The organism is Evansella sp. AB-rgal1 (genome assembly GCF_041820985.1).
GTDB lineage: Bacteria > Bacillota > Bacilli > Bacillales > Salisediminibacteriaceae > Evansella.
In genome coordinates, this window is the sequence record NZ_JBGUAU010000006.1 from 129307 (window position 1) to 142118 (window position 12812).

Below are 12812 nucleotides of genomic sequence, written 5' to 3' on the forward strand. Positions count from 1 at the left end.
ATTCATATATAAAATGTGGAAAAGGAAGAAAAGCGCAAGGTGCCCTCTCAGGACCGAAATGCAAATGTTCTGGACGAACGAAAAGCTTTACCCGCTTGCATATCTGCGAAGAAAAATGTTCTTTCAGTTGAAAAGTGTTTTCTACTTTTCTAACTGGAAGGTTATTTTTCACAGCAGATAGCGGATGAAGCTAGACAACACGAAAAGCGGAATCCGCTTGCACATCTGCGAAGAAAAATGTTCTTTCAGTTGAAAAGTGCTTTCTACTTTTCTAACTGGAAGGTTATTTTTCACAGCAGATAGCGGATGAAGCTAGACAAAAAAAGTGCTTTTTACTTTTTAATCGGCCAGGTTATTTGACACGAGGTCATGGCGCTTGGAGCTAGACACATTTCTAAGTTCAAAAAAATTTTATTAATTCTTATCTTTTTAAAAAGGGATAATTCAAATCGACTAAAAATTATTGAATTATCCTCTTTCTATCCTTTATTAATTCTTTAAAACATCTCTTCCTTCTGCTCTAACAGATGTTTCCATTCAATTCCCCCCTTCGTAAACATTTAATTTGTTAAGGGAATCATTCCATAACAAGGATTTCCCTTGAAAACATCTTTCCTTTTTTTACAACACAGCGGTCCTTTATTTCAAGTCCGCCTTGTTTGCAAAGACTATCCATTGGTTCTAATGTAATTACAACTACTTTTTTAGCGAATTGTCTAACACTTTGCATCATTTCTTGTTTTTCACTATCTGAGATTACAGAACATAAATTATAGGGCATATCAACAATAGCTATATCATACTGTCCTGTTACTTCACGTAAATCCTTTATGGTGACTTCTGTACTATATCCAAAATGAGTAACATTTTCTCTAGCACCAATAACAGCAAGAGGATTAATGTCACTTCCTACGATATTTATACTCATAGAAAGTGCTTCCACCAACACAGTACCAATACCACAACAAGGATCAATGACAGTAACGTTTTTTCCATCAGGTACAGCAATGTTAACCACTGCCCTTGCAACTCTTGTATTTAATGCTGTGGAATAATTTCTTGGTTTCTTTTGGTGTTGAAACCAAATAGACTCACTTTTAACATATTTACCGAAATACCAACGATCTTTCCATACTAAAATTCCGTAAAACTGATCTGGATTTGTTAAATCGGCATTGCCGTTTAGACTGAGCCCCACTTCTCGTTCTATTTCTTTTTGATTTGCGGTGCTTATTTTTGACTCGTTCACAACAACAAATTTCACTTTAAATGTTCCTATGATTGAAAAAACTGCTAATTGAGATAATACCTCTTGTAAGTTCCCACCTTCCAAAAGAACTTCTATCCTTTCTTTCATAAAAGGACTTCTATTTGGATGTACACCAATAGTACTTTCTAATACAGAATTAGAACTGTGATTTTGAAAAAAAGAGCGCATCTCTAACTGACATAAATCTTTTTCTTCCTCAGTGTAGGAAAACGTGTAAATAAATTTTGATTTCAATTTCTTTTTCATTCCCTGTTTTATATATTTTTATATACATTTTTACACTCAAATATAACAAAACTATAGACAATCTGATATGATTATATTTTGACCAAAAAGATAAAATAAAGAAAGAATTATAAATGTAGAGGAGAAATACCATGAAAAAAACAACAAACCTCCCCTTTTCTACTTCAAAAACGGAGAACTTTTTTGACAAACTTGGAGAATTTATTGGGGATGTGTTTTATGACATATTACCAGAGCAAGGTTACGAGCTACGAGACGAGCAGATATTTATGGCATTTCAAGTAGAACAAGCTTTTAAAAATAAGAACATTATTTTTGCTGAAGCTGGTGTTGGGACAGGAAAAACATTTGTTTATTTATTATATGCTATATGCTACGCACGATATATGAGGAAACCTGCAATTATTAGTTGCGCAGATGAAACGTTAATTGAGCAGCTTGTAAAAAAAGGTGGAGATATCGAGAAACTTGAAAAAGCCCTTGATTTACATATAGATGTTAGACTAGCAAAATCTCGCGACCAATATATTTGTGTGAAAAAAGTGGATCAAATGGATACAAAAGAAAATGAATATGAACGTTTGTATGATACAATTCCTTCTTTTGTTTTTAATTCTAGTACTTCAATGAATGAATTTACCCCTTATGGAGACCGAAAAGAATTTTCTTGGCTAACCAATGACTCGTGGAAAAATGTTGCTTGGGATCCGATTATGCAATGCTCAACATGTGATTGGAGACATCGTTGTGGACAGTCACTGCATCGTCAATATTACCGTGAAGCAGTTGATCTAATCGTATGTTCTCATGATTTTTACATGGAGCATGTTTGGACAAAAGAATCAAGAAAACGAGAAGGACAATTATCTCTATTACCAGAAGCAAGCTGTGTGGTGTTTGATGAAGGGCATCTCCTTGAATTTTCTGCACAAAAAGGGTTAACATACCGCTTTCATTCAGAAACATTGAAATCAATATTAACAAATTACTTAAGCCAAGATGTACGAGAAGAATCACTTTATTTAATTGAAGACATACTAGTTCATCATGAAGAATGGTTCGAGTTACTGGAGAAATCAGCAACTTCTGTTGAAGGATCGAATCGACATATTGTTCCTTCAACCCCCGAGATAATATCCATAGCCGGTATATTGCATAAAAAAGTATCCGATTTGTTAGATCAACTAGTATTTGACTCAGAGTTATTTGTTATGGAAGATTACCACTTAAAGATTATTGAAGAGTATCTTGAATTTTTTTCCTATGGACTATCCATATTACTAAAAGATGATCAAGGAATTTATTGGTTAGAACAGGACAAAACAGAAACAAGTTTTGTCATTATGCCACGACTAGTGGAAGATGTGTTAAGAAAGGAAGTATTCTCTCAACCTATCCCGTTTCTATTTTCATCTGCAACCATGTCAAGAGGTGGAGATTTTTCATATATTGCTTCAAGTCTAGGAATAGAAGATTACACTTCCTTTACCGTCTCATCACCTTTCTCTTATGAAGAAAAAATGATTCTTCAAGGATATGCTCAAATAACAGAAAAAGAAAAATGGATTGAATTTGGAAATTCATTAAGGGAATCAAATGGTAAAACCCTTATTTTATTTTCCTCTTCAGAAGAAATGGACCGTTTTAGATTATGGTCGTCAAAAGAGGAATGGCCATTTCCTATATTATATGAAGGTGACGAGGAAATAAGTAAGTTAGTTACTGAATTTCAATTTGAAGAAGCTAGTGTTCTTTGTTCCTTTCATTTATGGGAAGGTCTTGATATTCCTGGCCCTTCCTTGTCAAAAGTGATTATATCATCCCTACCATTCCCACCAAGGGATCCAGTATTTGACTCAAAAAGAAAACATAGTAAAGACCCTATTTGGGAAGTAGATGTTCCTTATATGCTTCTTCGGTTACGTCAAGGGATTGGACGACTTATCCGAACTGCAAATGATGAGGGAATTGTACAACTATGGTTTACCTCTGAGGAAAAAGAAACATATGAACATTCTATAAATGAAATTGTTCCTACGGAAATAACATGGATTAACTTATAAAAAACTTATTATTAACGCTACTTAAAAAGAGATTGAAGTATCTTTTTAAGTAGCTTTTTCTATTAAAATAACAACATGTTTCTATTTATTTAATTAGAAAAACTATTAATTTTTCTACAAGGACAATGAAAAAATGTTGAAATTCGCTTGTTACAATTTTTCACTTTCTTCAACCCACTGTTTACTTATAAGAATTTATAACATATAAAAAAATAGATATTATTTAAACATACTGGATCATTTACACAATATTAATGAAAAATTTTACATTTATTTATTTTATTTATCGAATTTTATGTTATTATTGAGTAAATACCCCTAAATTTTACAAAAAACGAATTTTTTTTCGGTATTATATGGTTATTGTTTTGACAATATGGAATAATACATATAATGTATAAATATCCTATCTGTAGTAACTGTAAAAACGTTGTTTTTACAAATACATAAATATGATATATTAATAGAAAGAGTTCACAATAACTGAAGATTTGGGGTTGAATCTATGGAAACACAATATTCAGACGAAATTTTCCGTTCATGTAGTGATATTGATCATATAATTAGAGATTTCGAGGACGATAGTTATCTAGCAAGAGTATCTTTAGAATACGCTGTTAGTAATAGCAACACAAAGTTATTGGAATATCTTATCGATAAACTATCTAACAGTGATGATGTGATTAGTCAAGAGTGGGCAACTATCTATCAAATCGATAATTTAGTTTGCAAACATGAAATGAGTTTAATAGAATCTATTGATAAATTAACTCACCTTCAATGTCAATCTGCTGAAATGTCTGTGCTAAGGAAAATTTTTCAATTGTATAACTATCACGATTTAAAAGCATTCCAAATGATAGAGATCCTTAGTGAGTTAATTAATGCCGAAATCAAAATGCTAAATGACGGTTATATGAAAGATTCTTTACAATCTCGGTTAGACTTGGCAATGCAAAGTGTTCATATTCACCTGAACCAATTAGAAAAATCTCGAATGTATGGAGAAAACTTAAGAGAGAAGGCTCCTACCCCTATTATGAAAGCAATCGCCTATAAAAATTTGGGGCTTTCTTACTTATTTGAGAATTATGATAAATCTATAAAAAATCTTGAACTATCAGTTGATCTATTGAATGAAACTGATAATGTTAATGAACAAAAAAATATTAAAAGGTCTCTTAACTTTTTACATATCTATTGGAATAAACTTGACAAAGTAGAATGGTCAAATATTCAATTAATTGATGATATCCTAATATATGCATATTGTCTAATAAAAAAAGGTGATAAAGAATCAGCTTCAAAACTCTTAGAAGAAAATAAAGGGAAATTAGATAGCGATTTTCAATTAGGCTATCATTATTATTATAGTGGGCTCGCAAAAAATGATGAAAAAGAATTCTACAAAGCAGTTGAGTATTTCAGTAAATCTGGGGATCAATTTGTTAGACAATTACCTTTGTTAGCTTTAAAAGACTTGGGCGTAGACACTTCGTTGCTTTCAGCATTAAGTGTTTAGCTATATATGTATGATTAATAAATTATATGAGGAGTGAATCTTATGAAAAAATTTCTTATCGGATTAATGTTTGCAACAGCATTTGTAGTCGCGGTACCTGCAATTAATGATGTAGCTGACGAAGTATTAGATGTACAAGAAGTTGCATACATTGATACTAGCTTTAGAGTAAGAAGTGTAGTAGGTTCAGACTTTACATTTTAATAACACAAAAGAGAGTGTGTGAAAGGTTCTATCCCTTTCACACACTCTCTTTCCTTTATTCTAAACTTATTCCTTTGCTTTATGAACTTTTAACTGCTTTCCTTTAATAGTCATATTTCTCATCTCTTTTAAAACATAATTACCTTTACCGTTTAGTATATCAACATACGTTGTAGTTTCCTGAATAGAAATTATGCCTATGTCCTCACCTGTTACTCCATCTATACTTGTAATTGTACCTACGAAGTCTACGGCGCGAAGTTTCTTTTTCTTACCACCATTAAAATAAAGCTTCATAATGTCTTTATTAACTAAATCAGCTTTCATCACTTTTCTTTTAGATACTTCTTTCATTTTTTCTTTAAATAATGTGTGAGCTTTAGCTACTGTCTCTTTTGATGGTGGATCTTCAAATGTTATATTGATTCCTATATAGTTTTCAAATGATGATATACTTTGTTTTTCTTTTGGAGTAATTAGTGAGATAGCTTTACCATATTTACCCGCACGTCCTGTTCTTCCGGTTCTATGTACATAGTTTTCTTCCTTGAATGGGAAATCATAATTAATGATTAGGTTTATATTTTCCACATCGATCCCTCTTGCTGCTAAATCTGTAGCAACAAGATAACGAAAACTACCCCTTTTATAGTCTTCCATGATAGATAGCCTATCCTTTTGAATGAGACCACCGTGAATTTTGTTACACGAATAATTTGATTTCCTTAGTTCCTTATACACATCATCCACTTTATCTTGTGTGTTGCAAAAAACAATACAACTATCGGGGTTTTCCACAATTGTTATATCCTTTAAAAGTAAAACCTTCTCTTTTTCATTACAATGAATGAAGGAATGACTAATCAAATTAATTTGGTGTTCTTTTGCTTCAATCACTACCTTTTTGGGATTTTTTAAATATGTATGACATAGATTCTCAATTTCATCAGTATACGTTGCAGAATATACTGAGGTTACTCTGTCCTTCGGTAATGTTTGAATTATACTCTCTACTTGATCAATAAATCCTCTATTAAGCATTTCATCAGCTTCATCAATGACAGTGTACTTTATTTTATCCAAGGGAAATGTTCCTTTTTCTATATGATCCAATACTCTACCTGGAGTTCCAACAACAACATGCGTTTTCTGCTTTAATGCTAACTTCTGTTTTTCAAAAGGTTGTTTTCCATAAATAGAAATAACATTTAATCGTTTAAAACGACCAATACTAATCAATTCCTCTTTTACTTGTTCTGCTAATTCTCTGGTAGGAGTCAGTATCAGTGCTTGTACTTTATTTTCTTCCCAGTCAATTAGTTCGCAAATAGGAATCCCAAATGAAGCTGTTTTTCCACTTCCAGTTCTAGACTTAACAATTAAGTCTATTTTTTTCAATGCTAGTGGAATTACTTTCTGTTGTACTTCTGTAGGATCCGTATAATGTAGAACTTCTAGTGATTGTTTTATGTCTTCACTTAAATTATATTCGTTAAATTTTTTCATGTGATCCCCTTTTCTTATTATCACTATTGATTGTAATACTTGTTTGAAATGTAATGAAACTTCTATCTATTTTATCATTCTAACCAATTGATTGTTATATAATAGTGTCTACACTGAAAATACGGGTTATCAAGTGGAGTTAAACTATCGAGTAGTAACAACTTTGTTGGTTGTATTCCATTCCCTTCAGTCCAGCCCTTTACGCGGGGAGTTCGCAATTCAAAAAGCATGTAATAGGGTTAAGGTTATACCTATTACATGCTTTTTTTCAAGGCTGTTTTATCATTTTTTTCTTCTGTTTCCTCTTGTTTGAATAAATATATTTCAACCAACTTTCCTGACATTGATGCGAGGAATTGTTGGAAGAGTATTGCTAATACAACTGGAAATGCAACTGTAGGAGGGAAGTATGTGATTGCTAATGCCGCCCCTGCCCCATTATTCCTCATTCCGCTATTATACATAATACTAATTGCAGTTCTTTTGTCCCAATTAAATAAGAAAGTTATTAACAAACCTATCGTATATGCACTACATGAGATTAATAGGACAGTTATTGCAATAGCAACTACTCTCCCATCAATATTTATAAAATAAGGAGAAACAACCGCACCATTTATGATAATAACAAAAATTAATGCGATTTTTGAGAATGGTGCTAACATAGTCGCTGTCTGCTTTGCTCTCTCTTTCAGAAGTTTCGTTATATATATTGCTAACAGTGATGGAGCAACAATCATTAAGAATAAACTTTGCATTAATCCGAATGTATCCATCGATATGTTCGCACCTAATAATAGATTGAGGATGAAAGGAACCGTCAATGGTGAAATAATGGTATTAATAAGAACAATGGAAAGAGTTAGAGCCCGATCACCTTGGTAAATAGAGACCCACATTAATGACACAACCCCTGTGGGAATTGTAAACGCTAATACTAATCCTGTAATAGTATATATATCTCCGTTAAAAAAGATAAAACCTACAAGAAAAGCCACCAAGGGCATTATCACTTGAATAATAAGCAGACACATTACTATTTTTAATGGCTTTGCTATCGACTCTTTAATTTCATTTATATTTAGACCTATACAGCTTGCAAAACTAATGAATGCAAATATCCATGTTACTAAAAATGCATAAGAATGAAGAAAAGATAATATTGTTACTCCTAATATAACAGAAGTAGGTGTAATGAAAGGCATCCACTTTTGTAAAAAAGCATTTAAACGCTGAAGCATAAATTCTCCTCCTTTAGGAGATTGTATTGTAACCCCTAATACCAACGTTGTTATAAATTGCTAATCTTAACTCTTCTTATTTTATCACAACCAATAGTTAACGTCAGTGAACATATTTACAAACATATGAAATAAAAAGACCAACTCGAAAGATAAAAATCTACATCGAGTTAGCCCTTTTTTTACACAACTAATTCTTTTGTAAAATATCATTCTCTAAAATGGCTTGAAGACTTTTCATATCCTTACGTAATTCTGTTAGTTGCTCCACAAAGTTTGCTTGTTCGTTTATGATGTTCTGTTCAAACTCTAAATGTTGCTCGCGAATTTTAAACAAGAGGTTATTATTTGCTTTATCATTGTCGATTAGTATATTACTCTTTTCCTCAGCTTCTCTTTGCTTTATCATCATTTTATTTGAAATACTGTGGATTTCCGTTTCATACTCTTTTTGTAGTGACTCAATTCGTTCATACAGACCTTCTAATAAAAGTATTAGTAATTCATGTTCATTCTTTACATTTGCTTGATTCGTTTCTTGAGTATCCTTTAAATAATTAATACTTTCTTGTAAGCTCTGTAATTGCTTTTCTACCCTTTCTTTTTGATCGCTTTGTAAATTATGAAGTTTATCATGAAGCTGGTTTACACCCTTTAAACTACTTTGACTATGATTACTAATTTCATTCATCACTTTTTGAAGATACTCCGTGGAAGAATGTAATTCCCTTACATTTGCAACAATTTCTTTATTTGTTACTTTTAGCTTATTAACCGATTCTAGCAATTTATTATTATAAAAATATTGTTGGTTATCATCTTTAATTTTCTTTCTTCTCTGAAACAAACCTGGAACAGCTTTAAAAAAGATATTATTTTTCATATTAATTACCTCACCATTTTGGATTTTTCTCTTTTCTAATTAGACGCACTATTACTATATGTACTTAGCAGGGCTAGTGACATAAAAAATCGAAGGACTGGTACAAAAGTCTAGTGTATATAACTATGAATCATCAACGATCTTTGGTACCACCAATTTATGAAAGTTCTGTTCACGTATATGAAGCGTACGAAGCTTTCCTTCATGCACAGCAACATCACTCTCTCAAGAAAAAGTGGAATGTTGATTTCACAACGAAGAACTAGAACAAATAATTCAACCTAATACTTTAAGAAAAGTGCAAGGCGCCCTCTCAGGACTGAAATGCAAATGTTCTGGACGATAAAAAGTGCTTTTTACTTTTTAATCGGCCAGGTTATTTGACACGAGGTCCTGGCGACTGGAGCTAGACACCTTTCTAAGTTCAAAAAATTTTTATAAATTCTTATCCTTTTAAAAACCATTGTAAATGGGCGTCGATACTCTGCTTTCTCTTTGAATGATAAGATAAAGGATCAATTTATGGCTTATCTATAAAAAAATAAAACAATAAGCAAAAAAACCACTGAAAAAGTTATTACTTTCAACTTTTTCAGTGGTTTTATTATTTTTGATAAGGAATAGTTAATAATTCTGGAACAGTGACAAATTCAATACCACCTTGTTGTAACGTTGTAATTATTTCCTGTAAAGATTGAATCGTGTTAGTTCGATCCCCTTCCCACTCTGCTCCATCATGCATTAATATAATCGATCCTGGTGTTGTATTACTTAATACGTTAAACGCAATTTCTTCTGGGGAATCCTCCTGCCAGTCTAAAGAATCTACGGACCATCCTACTATTGTATAATCCATATCACGAAGTTTTTCTACCAATTCATTATACAAGAACCCATATGGAGCTCTAAATAACTTTGTTCGATACCCAATCAAACTTTCAAGAAAATCCTCGGTTTTTTGTACTTCTCTTTCTAAGGTTGCAACCTCCCCCTGCTCTACCAAGTTTGGGTGCCAAAATGTATGATTTCCAATTATATGTCCTTCTTCCACTATTCTTTGAACCAAGTCAGGATGAGCTTCTGCTCTTGCCCCCATAATAAAGAAAGTAGCTTTTACACCATATTCGTTAAGCACATCTAATAATTGCGGTGTAAATCGAGGGTCTGGACCATCATCAAAAGTTAAGGCTACTTGGTTTACTGTTGCTGGACCTTGAAGAACAACTGTCTCTGGATACCGCTGCTGTAGAACAATATTTGACACAGGATTACGAGGTCTTTCTACTTTCTCGGGACCACCTTCTGGATCTGGTAGTTCTTGTTGACGATCCTTATCTCGATCATTGTTCCACCACCATTCTTGATGTATGTCTCCAATAGATAATTCATTTGCACTGACATTCATAAATAAACTTGAAATAGCAAAGAAAAATATACCTAACAAAACCAACTTCATAGAATGTTCTTTCATACTGTTAGCTCCCTTTTTATGTTATGTAATTATTTTTAATCAAATTAGGAAAATTATTCATATTTAAAATTTGTGGTGTGTTGAGTTTCTTCTAATATTGTAGGAGTAAATAATGATATAGAGATTTTCTCTTCTAGTTCTTCACAGCTTAAACCTGTAGAATATGAACGGATTTCTTGCTCAATCTTTCTTAAATCTTCTTTCAACCCCTCATCATCATAACTAGATAATGTATCTTTTAACATGGATCGTGTTTCCAATAAAACGAACAAGTTTTCTAGCTTTTCAACATAAGATAATGTATCTTTCATTCTTTACACCTCCCTTATAATGTTCATATTGTACCCAGTTATCATTTCTAAGTATGCAAAAAAAGTGCTGCGCCTTATAATGTTTCTCTAGACGCAGCAGTTTCTTACTCCTTAGTCTTTTTTTCTTCTGATCTAATATTTGAATCAAGGTTCATTTCAACTTGACCATGGTGTGGAGTGTTATGAAGAATATCATTCATGTCTTTTTTCTCTTTTTTCTTTTTATTCAAGATTACCTTACTCCTTTACTTGTATTAATCTTTAGTCCTAGGTCCTGTTTTAGAACGGTTATGAATATTTCTCTTATATTCTTCATGCACAACCGGTAAACTTTCCTTCGGAGTATGATTATTTGTTAATGCGGCATTTTTTTGACCATGTCTTTTTCTCATTCCACATACCTCCTTTTCTCTTTTATTTTTCCTAGTCATTGTTTATGTAACCAGGAAAAAACTGTTATAGGTGAGTAAATTTTAATTTGAATAATTTGAATTTTACGTACTATTGAAAGGAGCGGTGATATGGAGTTTCAATCAAAAGAAGAATTATTTGATCAATAGATCAAGATATTTTATGTGCTTGTTAATATTAATGCTATGTACTCCAATTGAGATATTGGATTAAACAAAATAAAGTATATTCCTTTAAATCGAAAGGGTAATTCAAGCAAGTTAAGCATTGAACTACCCTTCTGTATTTTGTATTACTTAGTATTTTTTTTCTTTGCAGCTTCATGACCTTGACTAATTACTTCCCCTGCATCTTTATCGTCTGGGGATTGACCTAATGGATTGACACTGCGTGCTGCAGGTACAGCAGGATTTTGACTTGATGTTGATCGATGTTTTCCCACAAATTTCACCTCCTAACATTACTTTGGATTAGCCAAATAAACTCCTCTTTATTGATAGCCATCAAAATAGTAACTCATAGACCTCATTTAACTCTTTTGCTCTTTTCTCGTCTTGCTCTTGCTTTGCATATTCAATCTCATCTTTCATAATGGTATCTAATAATGAGATTTCTCTTGTTGTAAGTTCACGAATAAAATCCTCTTTCGTTTTGTAATCACTGTTATCCAACTTATTAAACATACGCTCACATAATTCATCTTTTTCCGTATAATTCGATAACGATTCTCGTAAGTAAACTAATGAGTTATCCAAATCATCACCCTCTTTTTATTAGGAGTCAATCCATATAACATAGAATGTGATGATTGAAGCAATAATATGAGTCAGTTTTCTTATCAAAATAAAATACAGTATGAAACACAAAATTTACAAGTTTTTATGATAAGGGGAAGAAAAAAAGTAAAGAAAAAAAGTAAAGAAAAAAAGACCCTATTGGATCTTTATCAATTATAATTATAAAAATATATTGTTATCGAAAACCATCAACCCAACCAATACGAATTGCCTTTACTATTGCATCTGTTCGATCGCTGGCATCAATCTTTTTTAATATCACACTTATTGTAGTACTAACAGTCGATTGGGCAAAAAATAAGAGTTCCGCAATTTTACTGTTACTATGTCCATCTAATAATAGTTGTAGAATGTCCTGTTCTTTTTTCGTTAGCTGTTCATTCACTTTTTCTTTATTTAACACTAATTTTTTTAAAGGTTTGTCTCTCTTGTTTAAACGATCTATTTCCATTACAAGATCATAATGGAATTTCGGTTCAAGAAAAACTCCTTTTGTAAGTAATGAAGAAATGACTGTTATAGTGTTATTTTGCAATGTTTCTAAAGTTACAACTCCACAAATTTGTAATGATAAGAATCGAAATAAATTTCTATCAAGTTTGTTAACACTTACAAGAAGTATTCGTGATTCGTTTACATTTAATGATTGTAAGTGATAACGTAGCTTGTCATATTCCTGATTTGAGAAATCATTTAACACATAAAAAATCCAATCTTCACCACTTTTATTGACGGTAGGTATATTGTGTTTAATATGAACCTCTTCAAAAAAATGTGTAACCTCATTTTTAATTTGTGATGAGATATAATTTTGTTGATCTAGATAAATAATAATCTTCGCTTTTGTATGAGTCTTTATAGTCTTTGAACTTATCATCATCTTGATT

14 protein-coding genes are annotated in these 12812 nt (G+C 31.9%); 3 read left to right on the plus strand and 11 right to left on the minus strand.

Translation table 11 applies throughout. The features are described from left to right. Positions 1-577: 577 nt before the first annotated feature. Complete coding sequence (locus ACERII_RS06770) at positions 578-1504, minus strand: TRM11 family SAM-dependent methyltransferase (protein WP_373641031.1); 927 nt, start codon at positions 1502-1504, stop codon at positions 578-580. Between the two features lie 143 nt (positions 1505-1647). Here ACERII_RS06770 and ACERII_RS06775 point away from each other — a divergent pair, with 143 nt between their 5' ends. From ACERII_RS06775 to ACERII_RS06785, 3 genes are all read left to right on the plus strand, one after another. Beyond that, positions 1648-3579 (plus strand): ATP-dependent DNA helicase, encoded by a 1932-nt coding sequence (locus ACERII_RS06775; protein WP_373641032.1) that lies wholly within the window; start codon positions 1648-1650, stop codon positions 3577-3579. 505 nt (positions 3580-4084) lie between these two features. Then, positions 4085-5101: an AimR family lysis-lysogeny pheromone receptor gene (locus tag ACERII_RS06780; protein ID WP_373641034.1), complete on the plus strand. Its 1017-nt coding sequence runs from the start codon at positions 4085-4087 to the stop codon at positions 5099-5101. Between the two features lie 42 nt (positions 5102-5143). After that, on the plus strand, positions 5144-5305 hold the full coding sequence (locus ACERII_RS06785; RefSeq protein ID WP_373641035.1) for a hypothetical protein: 162 nt from the start codon (positions 5144-5146) through the stop codon (positions 5303-5305). A gap of 66 nt (positions 5306-5371) precedes the next feature. Here ACERII_RS06785 and ACERII_RS06790 read toward each other — a convergent pair whose 3' ends face one another. From ACERII_RS06790 to ACERII_RS06835, 10 genes are all read right to left on the minus strand, one after another. Further along, on the minus strand, positions 5372-6811 hold the full coding sequence (locus ACERII_RS06790; RefSeq protein ID WP_373641037.1) for a DEAD/DEAH box helicase: 1440 nt from the start codon (positions 6809-6811) through the stop codon (positions 5372-5374). Positions 6812-7065: 254 nt separating this feature from the next. Next, positions 7066-8052 (minus strand): bile acid:sodium symporter family protein, encoded by a 987-nt coding sequence (locus tag ACERII_RS06795; RefSeq protein ID WP_373641039.1) that lies wholly within the window; start codon positions 8050-8052, stop codon positions 7066-7068. Between the two features lie 190 nt (positions 8053-8242). Continuing rightward, positions 8243-8935 carry a hypothetical protein gene (locus tag ACERII_RS06800; protein ID WP_373641041.1) on the minus strand — a complete coding sequence of 231 codons (693 nt, stop codon included), beginning with the start codon at positions 8933-8935 and terminating at the stop codon, positions 8243-8245. Positions 8936-9539: 604 nt separating this feature from the next. Next, positions 9540-10406: a polysaccharide deacetylase family protein gene (locus tag ACERII_RS06805; protein WP_373641042.1), complete on the minus strand. Its 867-nt coding sequence runs from the start codon at positions 10404-10406 to the stop codon at positions 9540-9542. Positions 10407-10459: 53 nt separating this feature from the next. Further along, a complete protein-coding gene (locus ACERII_RS06810; protein ID WP_373641043.1) occupies positions 10460-10717 on the minus strand; it encodes a hypothetical protein in 258 nt (85 codons plus the stop codon). Between the two features lie 104 nt (positions 10718-10821). Next, positions 10822-10947 carry a hypothetical protein gene (locus tag ACERII_RS06815; protein ID WP_373641045.1) on the minus strand — a complete coding sequence of 42 codons (126 nt, stop codon included), beginning with the start codon at positions 10945-10947 and terminating at the stop codon, positions 10822-10824. A gap of 24 nt (positions 10948-10971) precedes the next feature. Further along, complete coding sequence (locus tag ACERII_RS06820; RefSeq protein WP_373641046.1) at positions 10972-11109, minus strand: hypothetical protein; 138 nt, start codon at positions 11107-11109, stop codon at positions 10972-10974. 311 nt (positions 11110-11420) lie between these two features. Continuing rightward, a complete protein-coding gene (locus ACERII_RS06825; RefSeq protein ID WP_373641047.1) occupies positions 11421-11570 on the minus strand; it encodes a hypothetical protein in 150 nt (49 codons plus the stop codon). 61 nt (positions 11571-11631) lie between these two features. Continuing rightward, positions 11632-11883 (minus strand): sporulation protein, encoded by a 252-nt coding sequence (locus ACERII_RS06830; protein WP_373641048.1) that lies wholly within the window; start codon positions 11881-11883, stop codon positions 11632-11634. A gap of 217 nt (positions 11884-12100) precedes the next feature. Next, positions 12101-12805 carry a response regulator transcription factor gene (locus ACERII_RS06835; protein WP_373641050.1) on the minus strand — a complete coding sequence of 235 codons (705 nt, stop codon included), beginning with the start codon at positions 12803-12805 and terminating at the stop codon, positions 12101-12103. Positions 12806-12812 lie beyond the last annotated feature (7 nt).

Coding starts and splice junctions, on each gene's coding strand:
- ACERII_RS06775 (WP_373641032.1), top strand. CDS start 1,648: ATGAAAAAAACAACAAACCTCCCCTTTTCTACTTCAAAAACGGAGAAC.
- ACERII_RS06780 (WP_373641034.1), top strand. CDS start 4,085: ATGGAAACACAATATTCAGACGAAATTTTCCGTTCATGTAGTGATATT.
- ACERII_RS06785 (WP_373641035.1), top strand. CDS start 5,144: ATGAAAAAATTTCTTATCGGATTAATGTTTGCAACAGCATTTGTAGTC.
- ACERII_RS06790 (WP_373641037.1), bottom strand. CDS start 6,811: ATGAAAAAATTTAACGAATATAATTTAAGTGAAGACATAAAACAATCA.
- ACERII_RS06795 (WP_373641039.1), bottom strand. CDS start 8,052: ATGCTTCAGCGTTTAAATGCTTTTTTACAAAAGTGGATGCCTTTCATT.
- ACERII_RS06800 (WP_373641041.1), bottom strand. CDS start 8,935: ATGAAAAATAATATCTTTTTTAAAGCTGTTCCAGGTTTGTTTCAGAGA.
- ACERII_RS06805 (WP_373641042.1), bottom strand. CDS start 10,406: ATGAAAGAACATTCTATGAAGTTGGTTTTGTTAGGTATATTTTTCTTT.
- ACERII_RS06810 (WP_373641043.1), bottom strand. CDS start 10,717: ATGAAAGATACATTATCTTATGTTGAAAAGCTAGAAAACTTGTTCGTT.
- ACERII_RS06820 (WP_373641046.1), bottom strand. CDS start 11,109: ATGAGAAAAAGACATGGTCAAAAAAATGCCGCATTAACAAATAATCAT.
- ACERII_RS06835 (WP_373641050.1), bottom strand. CDS start 12,805: ATGATGATAAGTTCAAAGACTATAAAGACTCATACAAAAGCGAAGATT.